The sequence below is a fragment of the Syntrophotaleaceae bacterium genome (genome assembly GCA_041390365.1).
In the GTDB taxonomy this organism is placed as follows: domain Bacteria; phylum Desulfobacterota; class Desulfuromonadia; order Desulfuromonadales; family Syntrophotaleaceae; genus JAWKQB01.
The window spans coordinates 457757-475556 of sequence record JAWKQB010000002.1; the positions used below are offsets into that span (position 1 = coordinate 457757).

The 17800-nt window shown below is 55.7% G+C and carries 13 protein-coding genes; 10 read left to right on the forward strand and 3 right to left on the reverse strand.

Features of this window, described 5'->3' with window-relative positions; genetic code table 11:
* Positions 1 to 90: 90 nt before the first annotated feature.
* The 5 genes from R2940_09425 (at position 91) to R2940_09445 (ending at position 7939) form a co-directional block, all read left to right on the forward strand.
* Positions 91 to 2070 (forward strand): PAS domain S-box protein, encoded by a 1980-nt coding sequence (locus tag R2940_09425; protein ID MEZ4599999.1) that lies wholly within the window; start codon positions 91 to 93, stop codon positions 2068 to 2070.
* 11 nt (positions 2071 to 2081) lie between these two features.
* Complete coding sequence (locus R2940_09430; protein ID MEZ4600000.1) at positions 2082 to 3776, forward strand: sigma 54-interacting transcriptional regulator; 1695 nt, start codon at positions 2082 to 2084, stop codon at positions 3774 to 3776.
* A gap of 562 nt (positions 3777 to 4338) precedes the next feature.
* A complete protein-coding gene (locus R2940_09435; protein ID MEZ4600001.1) occupies positions 4339 to 4821 on the forward strand; it encodes a chemotaxis protein CheW in 483 nt (160 codons plus the stop codon).
* 38 nt (positions 4822 to 4859) lie between these two features.
* Positions 4860 to 7205, forward strand: coding sequence for a methyl-accepting chemotaxis protein (locus R2940_09440; GenBank protein MEZ4600002.1), 2346 nt, complete (start codon positions 4860 to 4862; stop codon positions 7203 to 7205).
* 251 nt (positions 7206 to 7456) lie between these two features.
* The gene (locus R2940_09445) at positions 7457 to 7939 is read left to right on the forward strand and encodes a chemotaxis protein CheW (GenBank protein MEZ4600003.1); all 483 of its coding nucleotides are present in this window, start codon (positions 7457 to 7459) and stop codon (positions 7937 to 7939) included.
* Between the two features lie 85 nt (positions 7940 to 8024).
* Here the strand turns inward: R2940_09445 and tsaA are convergent, their stop codons facing one another.
* Positions 8025 to 8735: a tRNA (N6-threonylcarbamoyladenosine(37)-N6)-methyltransferase TrmO gene (tsaA, locus tag R2940_09450; GenBank protein MEZ4600004.1), complete on the reverse strand. Its 711-nt coding sequence runs from the start codon at positions 8733 to 8735 to the stop codon at positions 8025 to 8027.
* A gap of 153 nt (positions 8736 to 8888) precedes the next feature.
* On the opposite strand from tsaA, the gene R2940_09455 reads away from it, so the two are divergent.
* Positions 8889 to 11030 carry an ATP-binding protein gene (locus tag R2940_09455; protein ID MEZ4600005.1) on the forward strand — a complete coding sequence of 714 codons (2142 nt, stop codon included), beginning with the start codon at positions 8889 to 8891 and terminating at the stop codon, positions 11028 to 11030.
* A gap of 1 nt (position 11031) precedes the next feature.
* Here the strand turns inward: R2940_09455 and R2940_09460 are convergent, their stop codons facing one another.
* Positions 11032 to 11448: a (deoxy)nucleoside triphosphate pyrophosphohydrolase gene (locus R2940_09460; protein ID MEZ4600006.1), complete on the reverse strand. Its 417-nt coding sequence runs from the start codon at positions 11446 to 11448 to the stop codon at positions 11032 to 11034.
* A 212-nt stretch (positions 11449 to 11660) separates the two neighbouring features.
* Here R2940_09460 and ubiE point away from each other — a divergent pair, with 212 nt between their 5' ends.
* From ubiE to R2940_09480, 4 genes are all read left to right on the forward strand, one after another.
* Positions 11661 to 12374, forward strand: a complete 714-nt coding sequence (ubiE, locus tag R2940_09465) for a bifunctional demethylmenaquinone methyltransferase/2-methoxy-6-polyprenyl-1,4-benzoquinol methylase UbiE (GenBank protein ID MEZ4600007.1) — start codon at positions 11661 to 11663, stop codon at positions 12372 to 12374.
* A gap of 180 nt (positions 12375 to 12554) precedes the next feature.
* A complete protein-coding gene (locus R2940_09470) occupies positions 12555 to 13235 on the forward strand; it encodes a hypothetical protein (protein ID MEZ4600008.1) in 681 nt (226 codons plus the stop codon).
* Between the two features lie 140 nt (positions 13236 to 13375).
* Positions 13376 to 13612, forward strand: a complete 237-nt coding sequence (locus R2940_09475; GenBank protein ID MEZ4600009.1) for a hypothetical protein — start codon at positions 13376 to 13378, stop codon at positions 13610 to 13612.
* 197 nt (positions 13613 to 13809) lie between these two features.
* Complete coding sequence (locus R2940_09480) at positions 13810 to 14457, forward strand: hypothetical protein (GenBank protein ID MEZ4600010.1); 648 nt, start codon at positions 13810 to 13812, stop codon at positions 14455 to 14457.
* Between the two features lie 87 nt (positions 14458 to 14544).
* On the opposite strand, the gene R2940_09485 is transcribed toward R2940_09480, so the two are convergent.
* Positions 14545 to 17775, reverse strand: coding sequence for an AsmA-like C-terminal domain-containing protein (locus R2940_09485; GenBank protein ID MEZ4600011.1), 3231 nt, complete (start codon positions 17773 to 17775; stop codon positions 14545 to 14547).
* Between the last annotated feature and the right edge of the window lie 25 nt (positions 17776 to 17800).

Genomic DNA, 17800 nt, shown 5'->3' on the forward strand with positions numbered 1-17800 from the left:
AATTTCCTGAACCCTGATGATTCAACACGGAAATGGCGTTTAAAGCGAATTCCGGTCCGCAGCGCGGAGCATTTGTATGACGGTTTTTTGATGGACAGTTTTTTCCTTTTTCCCTCGGTTCTGATTCTGCTGCTTGCCTTTTTCACACTGGCCGGCATGCTGTTGTTGCTGCTTTCCTGTCGAAGATTTGGCAAGAAGGCGCTGTTGGCCCTTCAGATCAGTGAAAAACGTTTTGAGACCCTCCTGGAAGGTATCAGCGATGCGTTGGTTGGTGTCAACGAGAAGGGAGTCATTGTTACCTTTAACAATGCCGCGGAAAAACTGTTCGGCTATACCAAAGATGAAATGATCGGTGGTCCTCTGGAACGCCTGATTCCAGAACGGCACCGGGAGAAACATCGTCAGGTCATTGGTCAATTTTTTGTCACAAGATGGGATAATCTCTCCATCGGCGAGGCTGTCGAAGTTCCCGCTTTACACAAAGACGGCAGGGAAATTCTGGTCGAATTGACACTTTCACTGCTGGTCGGAAACAACTCCCGAAACGTCCTGGCGTGCATCAGGGACATTTCCCGGCGCAAGGCCGATGAAGATGCTCTGCGTTTGAGTGAGGAGAGGTTCAGGGAAATGGCCGACCTTCTGCCTCAGTCCATCTTCGAAAGTGACAGAGACGGGACCGTCACTTTTGCCAATCGAATGGCTTTCGAACTTACCGGTACGAAATTCGACTTTGCCAAGGAAAAGAGAAACCTTTTCGAATGGATATCGCCGGAAGATCGAGACCGCGCAGCCGCGAATATTGCCCGAGTATTGGGTGGGAAAACCCTTCCTGATGAAAAGTATGTTCTGATTCGGGAGGACGGTACCCGGCTCAGCGTCATGGTGGCTGCCAGCCCGATCTGGCGGGGCCATCAGATTGTCGGGGCCCGAGGCATTGTCATGGATATCTCCGAACGGCTGAGGACTGAACGTCTGTTGCGGGAGAGCGGCGAACAGTTCAAGCAGCTGTTTCAGAAATACCAGGCCCTGCTCGACAATATTCCCGATGCCATAACCCTTCTGGCTCCCGATTTGACGGTGATTCGCAGCAATCTGGGAGCGGCCAAATTGCTTGGAAAGCCGGTCACGCACCTCCCGGGCAAAAGCTGCACCGACTTGTGGGTTGGCTGCTCCCTGCTTGAGGAAGGCTGTCCCGTTCGAAAAAGCTTCAGAACGGGTAAAACGGAAAAAAACATCATGAAAACAGCGGATGGCCGGAGTTGGAGGATCCGGGCCTTTCCGGTCGTTGATGAGAGCGGGGAAACCGTAGAGGTCATCGCTCATACCCGGGATGTCACCCGGCAACTGCAGATGGAGCAGGAGGCGACCCGGGCCAACCATCTGGCCTCTCTGGGGGAACTGGCGGCGGGCGTCGCGCACGAGATCAACAATCCGATCAACGGCATTATCAACTATGCCCAGATTCTGACGGACGATCCCCGGCAAAGCGAGGAGAATCGGGACATTCTGCAGTGCATCATCGATGAAGGGGACCGGATCGCGAATATCGTCAGCAACCTGCTGACTTTTGCCAGGGCGCGAAAGGAGAAACAGAACGTCATCTCCATCGGCGACGTCCTGGCAGCGACCCTGCCCCTTGCGGGAGCTCAACTGCAAAAGGATCATATTCAGGTGCGGCTGGACATCGATCCCGGCCTTCCCATGGTCATGGCCCACACCCAGCAGATCCAGCAGGTCATCCTCAATCTGATCAGCAATGCCCGTTACGCTCTGAATCAGCGTTACCCCGGTGCCGATGAGAACAAGATTCTGCAGATCTTTTCCGAGGCGGGAATGGAAGCCGGCATTCCCATGGTCCGCCTGGTCTTTCTGGATCAGGGCACCGGCATTCCCGCGATCCTGCTGCCGATGGTCATGGACCCCTTTTACACGACCAAACCGAGCGGGCAGGGGACCGGACTGGGGCTAAGCATCTGCCACGGCATACTCAAGGATCACGGCGGCAATTTGAAAATCGAAAGTGTCGAAGGGGACTACACGTCGGTCGCAATGGAACTCCCTGCGGCCTGAGGACTGTGCCTATGAAAAAAATACTGGTTGTCGATGACGAAAAGAGTCTCCGCTTCACCTTTGAGCGTTTTCTGGTGGAAGAGGGGTATCAGGTGGAAACAGCCGAGGATTTCGAAAGCGCCTCGGTGCTTCTGGAACAGACAAGGTTTGCCATGGTTTTCTCCGATATCGTTCTCGGCGACAAAACCGGCCTCGATCTGCTCAGGAGGATCAGGAACATCGATCCTGTCTGCCCGGTGGTCATGATTACCGGATATCCAAATATCGAAACCGCATCCGAAGCGGTCAGACTCGGTGCCTTCGACTACCTGCCCAAGCCGGTGCTGAAAAAGGACCTGCAGCAGGTGGCCCGGGCCGCCGTCAAGTATCGCGAAGCCAACGAAAAAAGCGAGGTGTACCGGACTCACCTGGAAGCGGTTTTCAAGAATGTTCAGGATGGTCTGATTACCGTCGATCATGAGGGACAGGTCGCCGAGTTCAACGAGGCAGCCCAACGTCTTTGCGGGCTCGATGGCTCGGCAGCCGGCCGTTCTTTCCGTGACGCTCCTGCCTGGTGCCAAGGAAAGTGCCTGGAGGCTCTTTTCACAACCCTCGACAAGCGGCAGCCGGTTGAAATCCGCCGCCTGGAGTGCGGACATCGGGAACGCCCCCGTCAAGTGGTCAGTCTTTCGACAGCACCTCTGATGGATGGTTCCGGGAACTTCCTGGGTGCTGTCATGGTGGCGCGGGACGAAACGCAGCTTGACCGACTGGAACGAAGCCTGAAAAAAAGGTCCCGCTATCATCGGATCTACGGCGCCAGTGAAAAAATGCAGGAATTGTACAGCCTGCTCGACGATCTGGCCGATATCCCATCCACCGTTCTGATTACTGGGGAGAGCGGTACGGGCAAGGAACTGGTGGCGGATGCCCTGCACAGGTCCGGATCGCGCGCCAACAAGCCGCTGGTCAAGGTCAATTGCGCCGCGCTGTCCGACACCCTGCTCGAGAGTGAACTGTTCGGCCATGTCCGAGGCTCCTTTACAGGAGCGATCAAGGATCGCATCGGACGTTTTCAGAAGGCGGACGGGGGTACGATCTTTCTTGACGAAATCGGGGATATCTCACCCAAGATGCAGTTGCGGCTGTTGCGCGTGCTGCAGGAGAGGGAGATCGAACGGATCGGCGAGTCGACCCCAACCAAGGTCGATATTCGCATTATGGCCGCCACCAACTGCGATTTGGCGGAAAAGGTTCGACAGGGAACTTTCCGGGAGGACCTCTATTATCGACTCAAAGTTATCCAGGTCGCGATGCCGCCCCTCCGTAAACGCCTGGACGACATCCCGCTGCTGGTGGAGCATTTCATCGAAAAGATGAATATCACCATGGGCAGGCAGATTCAGGAGGTGTCCGAAGAGGTTCTGCAGCTTTTTGCCCGCTACAATTGGCCGGGCAACATCCGGGAACTGGAACATGTCATGGAGTACGCCTTCGCCCGCTGTCGCGATGCCGTTATTGCCTGCAATCATCTTCCCTCGGACCTGAAGGACCGTAGTGTTCAGGATCCGGATGGGGAGTCTGTCGGCGAGGACGAGGAGGGAATGATTCTGCAGTCTTTGGAGAAGACATCAGGCAATAAAGCCAAGGCTGCCCGGCTGCTGGGAATCGATCGAAAGACCCTTTATCGAAAAATGGCCAAATTGGGCATCGAGTACAACGATTGAGGATCGAAGCTGGTCAGCGTTACTTCAAGAAGAAACGAGTGTGGCGTGCCCCACATCTGGGGCGAAAAATTCATGGGGCATTCCCCATTTTCCCCTTTCTTCGCCCGGCCCTTTCTGGGCCGGGAGCCAACCCCTTTCCCCATCCCTTTTTCCTGAAGTCTTGCTAGATGGGCCTTTTCGGTTCATTAAATTCTTTCTTCAACAGTTGCAACGACAGGTTGGGCTTTTGGCACATCCTTTGCCTAGTATCAACTGCCAAGTGGGAAATTGATGCCTCCGCGGGGAAACCTGAGGGGAGGATAAGGCAGCTGGCCCCCTGAATACGATCTAGGATGAAAAGCCAAATCATAAAAATATGCCCCTTTGTGAATGATCCAGGGCCGGAGTGTTTCTGCCTTGAGATGAACAGCCGCAATATCGAATCGGTTATCCGCTTCTGCAGTGGCGATTACGAAGCCTGTATCATCTATCAGAAGCAGGTGCAGAAGGACGGAACCGATTGACACGAGAGCTTTCAGGAAAACCGATTGAATAGCAAACCGAAAAACCATGGAGACTGAAAATGACAGAAGCTGAAGTGCGAAGCGAGTTTGGGCATGATGGCGGTTATGAAGTGGAAGATACCCAGAAAGACAAGTTCCTGACCTTTCGGGTGGCGGATGAGGATTACGGAATCGCCATTCGCCACGTCACGGAAATCATCGGGATTCAGAAGATCACCGTCGTTCCCGACATGCCGAGCTTTATCAAAGGGGTCATCAATCTGCGCGGAAAGGTGATTCCGGTCATGGATGTCCGGTCACGGTTCTGCCTGAGCGGGCGCGAATACGATGAACGGACCTGCATCGTGGTTGTCAACGTCGACGATCGGGCCACCGGCCTGGTGGTGGATCGGGTCAACGAAGTCGCCGACATCCCCGAAGAGCAGGTCGAGGCCCCGCCCGCCGGGGCCCAGAGCGGATCGGGCAATTTTATCCTGGGGCTAGGCAAAATCGGCGATTCGGTGAAGATCCTTCTCGATGTAAAGCGCCTGCTATATCAGTAAAATCTGCAGTAAAAGTGTAAATAAAAAGGAGAGGAAGTATGAAATTCAAATCGATTCAAATGAAGATTGCCGCCATTGCCGGTCTCTGCCTGGTGCTGGCATCGGGTTCGCTGGTGGTTTACAGCCTGATATCCGCCGGTAACACCCAGGAATTCACCCTGGAAAAGGTTTCGGATCTGCAGGAAAAGAGCGCCCTGGAGAGTCTGAAAAAACTGGCCGGTGAGCAGGGCGGCTTTATCAGGGCGGAATTCGAAGTGGCCCTGGATGCAGCCCGCACCATGGCTCATACCTTCGAGGTCTCGAAACAGAAAAGGGGTGAGTGGGCATCTTTGAACCTTGGCCGGGATCAGATCAACGCGATACTGCTCAATGTTCTGGAAAAAAATCCTGAATTCAACGGCACCTATTCCTGCTGGGAGCCGAACGCCCTCGATGGCCGGGATGACGAGTTCCGGACCGGGAAGGACGGCAACAATGCCGTCACCGGCCGCTTCACCCCCTACTGGAACCGGGACGCCTCCGGAAACATCGCCGTTCAGCCTCTGGTGGAATACGACACCATGGACAAGCATCCCAACGGCGTGCTGAAGGGCGGCTGGTATATCGGACCCTCGCAGAACCAAAAGGAAAGCGTGCTGGATCCCTTCCCCTACATCGTTCAGGGCAAGAAGGTCTGGCTGACCACCCTGTCCGTGCCGATCCTGGCAAACGGGAAGTTCTACGGAGTGGCCGGTGCTGATTACGACCTTTCCTTTGTTCAGGAATTGAGCGAAAAGGTCGACAAGGCTCTGTTCGATGGTCAGGGCGAAGTGTCGATCATCAGTAACATGGGATTGGTAGTAGCTGACAGTGAAAAACCGGAACTGATCGGGCAGCACATTAAAAGTCTGATTACCCATAATTGGGAGACAGTACTCGCCAATATCCAGGCAGGCAAGTCGGAGGCCGAGATAGACGCCGAGACGGGCATAGCCACTGCTTTTGCTCCCATCGAACTGGGCCGCACCGGCAAGCCCTGGTCGATGGTGCTTCGGGTCCATCAGGATGTCATCCTCGCGGAGGCTCATGCCCTGGGCGCAGACCTTGCGTCCCGTCATGCCAGCAGCGCCCTGTGGCAGGGCATAGTGAGCATTGTCATCGCCCTCGGCGCCATTGCCGCCCTTTGGTGGGCTGCCGGCGGCATTGCCCGCCCGATCCGGGCCGCCGCCCGTCTGGCCGATACCATCCGCGGTGGGGATTTCAGCCAGCGGATGAAATTCGATGCGGCCGATGAAGTGGGACAATTGGCTAATGCCCTCGATGGCATGGCGGACAGTCTCCAGAAAGCCGCCCAGGTGGCGGAAAAGATCGCGGCCGGAGAGTTGGATGTGGATGTTTCTCTTGCGTCGGATCGGGATCAGTTGGGCCTGGCTCTGCAAAGGATGACAGCCAACCTGAATGAGGTCCTGTCCCAGGTGCAGGTGGCCGGAGAGCAGATTGCCAGCGGTTCGGCCCAGGTCTCCGATTCGAGCCAGACCCTGTCCCAGGGGGCTACCGAATCGGCCGCATCGCTGCAGCAGATCACCGCGTCCATGAACCAGATGGCGTCCCAGACCCATCTCAATGCCCAGAATGCTGATCAGGCCAACTCCCTCTCCCGGGAAGCCCAGTCGGCGGCCCTGCAGGGCGGCAAGCTGATGACCGATCTGGTTGCCGCCATGGGCGAAATCAATCGCTCTGGCGAGGACATCGCCAAGATCATCAAGGTCATCGATGAGATCGCCTTCCAGACCAACCTGCTGGCGCTGAACGCGGCCGTTGAAGCGGCCCGCGCCGGCCAGCACGGCAAGGGCTTCGCGGTGGTGGCCGAAGAGGTGCGCAATCTGGCGGCACGCAGCGCCAAAGCGGCCAAGGAGACGGCGGAACTAATCGAGAACTCCACGGCCAAGACCCGTGCGGGCAACGATATCGCCGAAAAAACCGAGGAGGCTCTGAAAGGGATCGTGGCCGGAGCGACCAAGGTTTCGGACCTGGTGGCGGAGATCGCCGCGGCCAGCAACGAGCAGTCCCAGGGGATCGCTCAGGTGAACACCGGACTGGGACAGATCGACCAGGTGACCCAGCAGAACACCGCCAATGCCGAAGAGAGCGCAGCAGCGTCCGAAGAGCTCTCCAGTCAGGCGGCCCACCTGCAGCATATGCTGAGCCGGTTCCATCTGAAGAATCAGGGCGGAAGCGCTGCCATGCGCCTGGCGGCACCGGTGAAGAAGGCCGCTCCCGCTGCGAGGACCGCGCCGGCTCCGGCGCTGGAATGGTCTGCACCGACGGAAGCGAAGCCCAGAAAGGCCGGGGGATCGCCGAAGGACATCATCGCCCTGGACGATTCCGAGTTCGGCAGATACTGATATATCATCCCCAACCAGGGTTGCCAGGGTGCAAGGGCGGCGGAATCTATTCCGCCGCCCATTTTTTTCTGTTCAGGTACGATAATTGCTGTCCATTGCATCGGGAAGAAACGGGCGGTGGTGAAAAACTCCTTGTCAGCAGATCTGGCGTCTGCGATTGCGCCGTCCGGGTTGGCCTTTTGCAATCCATTTGAGCAAGCCGTTCTGGCCGGTTTCGACCGCGGAGAAGCCTCACTCAGAGGAGGGGAGCAATGTCACAAGTCAATGCAAGAAGCGATTTTTACCCGGAACAGGATCAATTTGCGGAGGAGGATACCCAAAAGGACAAATTTTTGACTTTTCGTCTGGCCAGCGAGGATTACGGCATTTCAATTCGCCAGGTGACGGAAATTATCGGCATCCAGACCATAACCGAGATTCCGGACATGCCCGCTTTCATCAAGGGAGTCATCAACCTGCGAGGCAAGGTGGTGCCGGTGATGGACGTCCGGTCCCGTTTCGGCCTTCCCCAGCGGGAGTACGACCAGCGAACCTGTGTGGTGGTGGTTGATGTGGCGGGCAAGGCCATGGGACTGATCGTCGACCATGTCAACGAGGTGCTGGATATCCCGGCCCAACAGGTCGAACCCCCTCCTGCCGGACATGGCGAGGGCGGCCGAAGATTTGTGCGGGGCATGGGAAAGATAGGTGAAAAGGTAAAAATACTGCTCGATGTCGAGGCTCTGTTTGTTTGATCAGCAGTGGTGCAGATACCGGATTTGAATTTGCGCGGGTTGGGGCGGCGGAAGGAAGAATTTCGCCGCCCCATCCGCATTAAAGTCAAGCGGTTTTGACAAGATCCGTCACCACGATCCTGTCATCCTGAAATTCCCAGCGGAGGTCGAAATCCAGCATCCGCAGGCCAAAACTTTCTTTCTGCGGATGATTCTGGTAGTAGGCCGGTCGGGGATCGCAGCCCAGGGTATCGACAATGAGTTTTTCCAAGCGGGGAAACCCCGAATTCTCAAGGGTTCGGAGCTTATTCAGGCATTCGGCAGTGAAAGTGACTTCAATGTTTTGGTCGGGCGGTAGCGGGGCAAATCCCCCCGTTGCGTTCGGGATGCTGTCGGCGTAGGGCAAATAGGGTTTGATGTCCAGGACGGGGGTGCCGTCCAATAGATCGACTCCGCCGAGATGCAAAATCACCCTGGAGCCGGATATTTCGATCCTCTCCAGTTTGACCGCCGATAATCCAATAGCATTCGGCCGAAAGGGGGAGCGTGTCGCAAAGACCCCTAAACGGCGGTTGCCTCCGAGGCGGGGCGGGCGAACAGTTGATTTCCACTGCCGCCCTATGTTTTCATGAAAGAGGAACACCAGCCAGATATGGGAAAAGTCTTCCAATCCCCGCAAGGCCTCCAGGCGATTGAAAGGGGGAAGAAGTTCAAGAGTGCCCCGGGCTTCCGGGACCAGGCCCGCCTGGCGGGGAATTCCGAATTTTTCCTTGAAACAGGAGGAAATGGTGCCGATGGGGGTGAAAGTGATGTCCATGGTCGTTTTTTACCATAAACCGCCCTCCGGCCGCCAGGCCAATCAGGATTCACGGGTCAGGAGTCAAAAGAATCGATTGTGAATGTGTGAGGTTTGCAATAGAATTCCTTGCTGTTTTTTACGATGCAGAATTGTTCGGTTCAGGAGAAGGAAATGATCAACAGGAGCATTTGCGAAGAAAACCCGACGCTCGATCTGACGGGTGTTCCCGAAGGCTCAGCTTCTTCCTATTTCCTTTATTATCAGGATGTTCTGGAGCGCGACCAAGCCGTCTTTGCCCTTTTTAAAAAAGCCCGGAACGACAGTTTCGAGAGGATTTGCGTGTGTGACCCACCTTACCGGGATGGGATTGCCGACGGGAACACGGACAGCCCCGGATTTCTGGAGGTAAAAACGATCCTCTCCGGATCTTCCCAAAACCCTGGCGCCGCGGTCCTGGAATGGATACAACAGGCCAAGGACTCCTCTCTCTCCAAGGGCTACGCGGGGCTCTCCCTGTTCCTGGAGATGGGTTGTGTCTGCAGGGGAGCGACAGAGAACTGGTCCGAAAAATTTTTCACCGCGCTCGACGAACTGACCGGAGACGGCAAGCTGATGCTTTTGTCAGCCTTCAACTGCCGGTCCGTTCCCCCTGCAGTCATGCTGGCGGCATTGCCTGCCCACTCAATGTTCATCGAGGGCGGACAGATATATCCCAATGATTATCATCGCCCTTCACGGAGTTCGAAAAAGGGGGCGAGTCGACTGATTGGCGGCCTTCTGAAACTGCTGAGAGGCTTTGGAAAGAAGCCGGCGCAACCTTACCGGCGGGGCCGCGTTTTCGAAGCTATCCTCAAAGTGGCCCCCATTGGGATGTGGATGCTCGATCGGAATCATCGCATTGTCTTCGTCAACCAGGATTTCAGTCAATTTACCGGGCTTTCCATGGACGATATGCTGCAGTCCAGGCATTATTCTGAATTTCTGGAGCCCGATGAAAGGGTCAGATGCCGGCTCTCCGATGCCAGGGCTTTTGCGGCCGACGGTCCGATTCAGTGTGAAGAGGAGTTGACCAGTGCCGAGGGTGTCCGGCACACCTTTCAGATCGTCAAATCGAAGGTGGTGAATGATTCAAATGAGGTGACTGGACTGCTGGGATTGGCGATCGATATCTCCGATCGCAAGGCGGCGGAGACCGGTTTGAAAGAGGCCCTGGCTTTTGCCGAAGATGCCCGGGACAAGATCGATAATATTATCGAATCGATTGCTGACGGATTGATCGTGACCGATACCCGCAACCGCATCGTTCTGATCAACGGCAAGGCCAGGGAATTGCTGGCCATCAATGCCATGGAACTGAAGGGAGAATCTATCGGCAGGGCTGTCAGGGATATATCCCTGCTCGACCAGGTCAATGCAATCTATGGACAGGATGCAGCAGAGGCTCTGCAAACCACTTTCCAGGCGGAAGGTCCGGACCCAAAGGCGGGCCGGTTGCTGCAGGCGCGTACCACCCTGATGCGGAACAACGAAATGACGGTGACCGGGGCCATCACCGTTCTGCGGGATGTCACCAGGGAACAGGAACTGGATCGTATAAAAGCGGAATTTCTTTCGGTGGCCGCCCATGAACTGCGTACCCCGCTGACCTCCATCCTCGGTTATCTGGAGTTCTGCCTGCATCCTGAGGAATTCGGCGGCTTTTCCGATCAACAGCAACGGGAATTCCTTGTGGAAATCAACGACAAGGCGGAGTTGCTGGCCAGACTGGTCTCGGATCTGCTCGATATCGGCCGTCTTGAAGCGGGAAAACCTCTGCCGCTGGATTTCAAATTCATCGACATTGAGCGGCTGATCGGCAAGATTGTCGAGCAGTACAAACTGCAGGCCCCCCATCACCGTTTCGAAATCCATTGCGATGGCAATCCCTGCAAAATGGTCAGAGCCGACGAAAACAAATTGGGGCAGGTCCTGGAAAACCTGTTGAGCAATGCCGTGAAATATTCGCCGAAAGGTAGCCTTGTGCGTGTATCCGGCACGTGCGTTGAAAACGCCTATCAGGTCTGCGTCGAGGACCAGGGGATCGGCATGACCCCCGAACAGGCGGCACGGATTTTCGATAAATTCTATCGTGCCGACTTTTCGGATACCGCCGCCCGGGGCCTGGGCCTGGGGATGAGTATCGTCCGCCAGATCGTGCTGAGCCACAACGGCTCAATCCGGGTGGAGAGCGAAAAGGATTTCGGAACGAAAGTCCAGTTTACCGTTCCCGTGTTATACGAAGAGGAAAAGGGGCGGGCGAGAATCCGGAATTAGGCTATCTGAAGAAAAGGATCTGATTGCAATCTCTTGCGGTCATGATTTTGTGGACGATCGGCCGGTCGGCCGGCAGTATGTCGAAATGGGGGAATTCCTCCGGCTCGATCCAGCGATGCTCCGCCACCTCGAGGTTGCGCACGACTCCCGAAACCTGCCGGCAGGGATAGGCCAGCACCACTACCGGCCCCCACTCGTATCGGTAATAAGCCACCTCAAAAATCGGGCCGACGACTATTTCGATTCCGAGCTCCTCGAGCAACTCTCGTTTAAGCCCTTCCTCGGGCGACTCGTCGCCGTGCAGCTTCCCTCCCGGAAATTCCCACAACCCTCCCTGCTGCTTTTCCAGCGGACGGCGGGTGATGAGAATCCTGCCATTGTGGCAAAGGATTGCGGCGGTGACAATCAGGGGCTGCATAAGACTCCTTTGTGGTTGTCGGGTCAGAAAGTCGGGGTGAAAGGGCAGCGGCCAGTATACAGCTCCGGTCCGGTGGGAGAAAGGGACTTTTTTGCTGACATTCCCGTGAGGGGTATGGGATAACTTCGTCACCAGCATTCGGGCTGTTCAACTCTTCTGTGGTATCTGCTGACAGATTCGCTGAATTGGTCTTTTGATCAATCGGAAAACAGATGTTCAAATTATCCGACAAGGGCCGGGGCATCCGGGAGATGTTCGATTCCATCGCCCCCCGCTACGATTTTCTCAACCGCGTCCTCTCCCTGGGCATAGACCGTCATTGGCGTGCCTTTGCCGTCAAACAGCTGCAGGTCCCGAATGGAGGCAAGGTTCTGGATGTGGCGACAGGGACGGGAGATGTCGCATTGTCGATTGCCGCCCGAACCCCGGATTCGGTCAGAATCGTGGGCGAGGACTTCGCGCGGGAAATGCTGGCCATCGGCAAAAAAAAAATTGCAGCCACCCGGTACGCCCACCGGATTGAGCTGGTGAATGCACCCTGCGAAGCCATGCCCCATCCCGATAAGACATTCGATGGGGTGACCATCGCCTTCGGGATTCGCAACCTGGTCGACCGCACGGCCGGGCTCCGGGAGATGCACCGGGTTCTCAAGCCCGGGGCCCGGGTGGTGATCCTGGAATTTTCAAATCCGCGCAACCCCCTGTTCAAGAGCCTCTACTCCTTCTATTTTCGCCGCATCCTTCCCTTTCTCGGCGGTTTGGTTTCGCGGCGAGAAGCCTACCGGTATCTTCCCGACTCGGTACTGGAGTTTCCCGATCAGGAGACCTTCACGTCCCACATGAAGGAGGCCGGATTTTCCGATCTGCAGCATATCGATCTGACCTTCGGCATCGCGACCGTTTACGTGGGCGTTCGCCCGGATTGAAATCCCTCTTTTTTGCTGAAAAAAAGGTACTTTTCCCCTGCCCCTTCTCGCCCAGCGGGTACCGCAAATATGTAAAATTCCGTTGACCGATTTAATGAAATGGTGATAAATTCTTTTCATCCAATCGTTGCAGCAAGCCGGTCTCCCTCAATGAACGAGTTCGGATTCCGGAGGACCATCATGGATCGCGACCATGACATCAGCCCCGATTCACCCATGCGTTTGCTGTCGCTCCTGATCTGCGCCATCCTTTTATTCGTCTCGCTTGACCCGGCATGGGCCCAACAGCGCTTCCCTCAACAATCAGCTTATCGTGACTTCGAGCAAGCTGTCGCTGCTGCCTGGCGCAGTGTCAACAGCGGGTTCAAACTCACGCATGAACTTGAAGAAAAAAGAAAACGTGAAATAGGGTCCACATCGGAGCTCATTCTGGCTGCGAAGGGAACTTTTCAGTCTTCAATTTTCCGGATCGATCAAGCCGAAGCCAGATCGCAACTTCCACGTCGTACACCCTATCTGGAGCTTTACATCCGTGCGGATAATATCCGCGCATTGAGTCATTACGGGCTCGCTTATCTTGCGTGTCTTCAAAATGATTTTGTCACTGCGAAGCGCCATATCTCCACCGGACTCCAATACGTTGAAGATGCTTATCAAAGGGCATTGATGCCAGAGGAGCCTGATCTTGCCAGACATGCCCATGCCTGTGCAGTCATTGGTGCTGATCTCCATGCCCTCGGAATGCAGATTTCCGATCACGAAGGCAACGCGAAAGAGAAACAGCGGCATGAAAAACGCTACCACGAGCTTACACGGGAAGCGAAAGGACATGCCTCCTTTTCAGAGAAAACGGTTGAGTAATCCCCTTGCGAACGCTCAGGCCGGATATGATACTGCTTGAGATTTCAACGGTTTTGATTGCACTGGTCCGGGACAGGGATCTGACGACCCAGGCGATTTGCTCCTGCAGGCGATCCATCCACAGCGCCCGGCAAGAGGCAATGGCAGCGAATTGCTCCTGGAAAGGCCATCTTCCGGAAGATTTTATTCTCAAATTCAACCGCCACGCTCTCATTTTCGAGCACTCAACAAAAGAGACGCCGTTTTTCGAAAGTTGCGTAGATATTCATCTGCCGGATTCGGAAGATCCTGAATCACTGCTGCCCGTGGGCCGTTACAGATTGATCACTGACATGGAGTCCGGTGAAGCAGTGGATGATTACCTGGAGTTGTGGTGATGGTACTCGGCTTGCCGATCAATGCCCTGACGCTTTGATCGCCTATCATAGGTTGTCAGGACGGTTTGGCCTTATCATTCATGACGGTGGCAGCTCCATGGTCGAAATCCGTTACTGTCCCTGGTGTGGAGCTGACCTGAGGGTTGGTGGAGCTGATAGGAAGCGACGATAGGGAGATCGGAGGAAAGGAGGCATCGATGAAGATCACAATGGTGACAAGTGTCGTAATGCTGACCGCAATCATGATTTTGCTGCAAGCCTGCAACTCTTTTAAATCCTCGGGAATCAAACCTTTAGAAATCGATTATTTCTACACCACAAGTTACAGCGGGGAGGTGAAGCGGAAATATGAATCTCTTACAAAACCCGAAATTTATGGCGAGGAGGTTGCTGTGCAGAATGCTCCGCCGCATGTAACTAAATTCTATCCGGGCGAAAAAGTATGCATAGCGGTCCATTCCGCTCCCGGAGAACCTTATGTATACAGGGGAGACCTCTTGCCCCCTGAAGATAAAGTGGTTAGAGGCTATGTAAGGCCGATGATTGCCGGGACCCGTACCTATGCATATCCCGGGGGGTATACCGAACTCAGTTTTCCGGGTTTATCGGTTGGCCGTGCAGGGGGCTGGTGGGTGAGTTGCGTTCAGTTACGGCCAAGCATGGAAACGCCGGCCGGGCAGCAGGCAGGGGGCTACTATCATCCGGAGTTCTATTTAAAACCGGGCCAGTATACTGTGAAGGCTACAATTCACGAGTCGAATATAAAGCGCAGTTATTGGCCGATAAAGCTTTCCTTCAGTGTTGAGGAAAGGAAAGGTCTTGGCTGGAAGCCGGAAAAAAAATAAAACAGAAAGGCTTCTTTATCGCCTGATCCTCCGCTTTTGAAAGAGGCGGCTTTTGCCGTCCTCCGTTTCCACCTCGATCGCTGCCTTTCAGGGAGCCCCTTCCGGCACTTTTTCCCGTCCGGTGATCAGCCCTGCCGGATCGGTGATCGCTTTTTCCGGCAGCCCCAGAATCCTTTTGAAGATCCCCAAAACCTGGCTGGACAGGGATGTAACGGGTATGGCTTGCACATCGGGATCGTCGCTGTTGCCGGTGATTTCGAAGTGAGCGGTAATCAGCGCTTTCTCCTCACCGGTCAGAAGCCATCCGGCAATGGGGATGTGGGTCAGGATGTTATCCACGGTCCTGAAAGGCTTGACGCCGACCTTGAGGTCCAGTTTCTGCTCCACCAGGTCTGCAGTCCCAACCAGCGACATGTTCATGGCGTTGCTGGTGATGAACAGATCCTCCGTCGTCAGCTTGCCCCGGTCGAGGGAAAATGTCCCTTCCAGTTTGTCGAAAGGCATCCCCTTTCGAGCCATGTCGGGCAGGTTCAAGGTCAGGATCTGTCCGACATTGAGCAGGGAGAAGACTTTGGAAAGGAACGCGAAGCGGTAGAGCACCCCTTCATTGATGGTGATGCCGAAGGTACCGCTCGAGGTTTCCAGAAACCTGTCCCCCGCCAGTCCTTCCAGAAAAAATTTGCCGCTCAAACTCCCTTTTAACAGCCGGTTCCGTTCGTCAAAAATAATATTTTGCAGGTCTTCGGCTTCCACGTTTTCGCCCTCGCCTGAAATTTTCAGGAGGGATCCGCCGTTTTCGGCCTCGTCCAGAACGATCGTACCCTGGCAGCGCCCCTGGTCCAGATTGAATTTCAATGGATCGATGCGCAGTTCACCGGCGGTTGAGGTCACAGTGCCGGCCGCGTTTTGGAAACGAAGAGGGCCGTAAACTCCCTTGGCCACCCGGGCGTTGACCACCACCTTCATCTCCTGGGCAGAAGAACTCGCAGTTTCGCCGGAGGCAGGGCCTTCCCAGAGCGCAACCACCTCGTCAATGTCGGCTTGATCGGCGGTAATGTCGAGGTTGAGGGTAGGGACGGAAGCAAAGGGCAACCGGCCTTCAATGTGTACGTTCGGGCTTTTCGGCAGACTCGTCCGGATTCTGTCGAAAAAGACCTCCTCCTTGCTGAAGACCAGGCGCCCCCTGAGATCATGAAGCACGGCTTTTGGAGAGGGGAAAAACAGGTCGGAAGCTTTCAGTTTTTTCGCTGAAATAACCAGTTCCGTGAGTGGAGAGGACCAGTTGCCGACCTGGCCGTTGATGCTGACCGGATATTCTCCCAAACGACCCTTGGCGGTCCATTCCATCCGGTCCTTGAAAAGCTGAATCTGCCCGGAAAATCCATGCAGATCTCCAGCCAGCACGTCCTGGAATCGCAATCCGAAATCCCTCGCGGTCAGCTCCCCCCGAGCCTGGCCGATGTCGAAGCCCGTCCCCGTCAAAGAGCAGGTTCCTGCGACGAGACCGCGGAGGCGGTATTGTTCCATAGAAGGGAAAAGAGTGAGTATTTTCGAGAGATCTGCGCCGGGCAGTCGGCAAGTCAATTGAAAGGGCTGTTTCGAGAAGGGCAGGGGCTTGCTGTTTTCCAACAGCAGCCTTTCGCCGGAAAATTCCAGGATCTCGGAAGAAATCTGGACCTGGCCTTTGGCGATACGCAACCGTTCCGGGGAAATAACAGCTTCCATCTCCAATCGTCCCGGCAGACCGGTAGTTTTGTGGAAGAAAGACCGGCCAAACAGGCTGGCGGCATCGAGATCCGCCCGCAGGCGGGTTTCGAAGACCTTGCCCTGGCCGTTCATGGTCAGAAAGACAGGAATCGGGCCCTGGCCGGAAAGAAAAACCTTCTCTTCTTCCGGCAACAGCTCCCCGATCCTGCCGGCTGGCAAAATCCATGCGATTCCAAAAGTGCTGGCAGCGTCGGCCGCAAAGGGCTTTTCCACCCGACCGGAAAACTGCAGGGGGGAGTCGAGCAGAAACCCGGTTCCTTCACTTACCGTCAGAGTTTCGCCTTCCAGACTCAGTTTCGAGTTAAGTCTTTCTATCGATTGGCCCTGGCCGAGCACCACCCGGCAATCGCTCACCACGATGTCCGCCTGCTGCAGAGGCAACTCCGGCCCCAGCTGACGGAACCGGGAGAGGGGGCCGGCAAACCGGGCACGGGCCATACGCACATAGCCGGTGGGAAACCTTTCGCTCCAGGACTTGTCCATAAAGCCTTGCAGGTGGTCGGGCATGAGCCGCCAGATTTCCTGAAGGGGCAGGTCTTGAGTGTGAAGCGAACCTTCCAGCCAGGGTTCGCCCGGTGTTCGCTGAAAGGTGAAACGACCGTTGAGGTTGATCGCATCGGCCTGCAGAGAGAGGTCGTCAAAGTTGTGGACATCCGCAGCAACGGTCCACCGCCCGGCAAAAGTCCATCTGTCGATGGCCAGAGGGGAGGAATAAAGCCCAGGGAGTTGCAGAGCCAGGTTCTTCCCCAACAGCTCTGCCGCTATCCCCAGCCCCTCTGCGGGTGAACCGGCAATCGTCAGGCGGACATCCATGAGGCCGCGAGCCTCTTCAATCCCCAGGTTTGAGCCGTAACGGGCGGCCAGAGGGCCGGGCTCCAGTCCCCGAACATCCAGTTCCAGGTCGCAATGCCCCCTGGACCAATGCCTCTTTTCCTCCGGGAGGAAAAGGCGGCCTCCGACCTTTACCCGGGCCGTTCGATCCCCTTGGACCACCTCCGCATCAAGACGCAGGTAGCCGCGATTTTCTGAGAAAAGATGGCTTGCCTTGACCTCGACCTGCTGCAAGTCCAGCTGAAAGGGGGCTGCCTGCAGGCTCCGATCCTGGAAGGTGAAATGTCCGTCCCGAATGACGATTGAATCGACCTCTACCGTGGTCAGCACGGTATGGAAAAGGTTCGGATGGATGGAGGTTTCGCCGGTAAAGCCCAGGTTAAGGCGCGGGCTATCGAGGACGATCTGGAGAAAATTCAGGCGGCCGACCAGCATCGGCAGGATTTTCGGTTTGAGATAGAGGTTTTCAACGGTCAACAGCGGGGGCTCCTGATCCTGGCCCGAAATTTCAAGACGGGTGAAGTCGAAGGCCGGACCGAAATGCCAGGACAGTTTGGCCTCGCCTATCGAGACCGGCCTGGAGAGGGCTTCGCTTAAACTGCTCTGCAGGTCCTCCCGGTAGCTGTTGAGATCGAAAGTGATGAGAAATATGCTGCAGCCCAACAGCAGCAGAAAGGTCAGCAGGCCGATAACCGTCAAAAAGGGGTGACGAGCGAACATGGTGGTCCTTTTTTACAGAAACTTT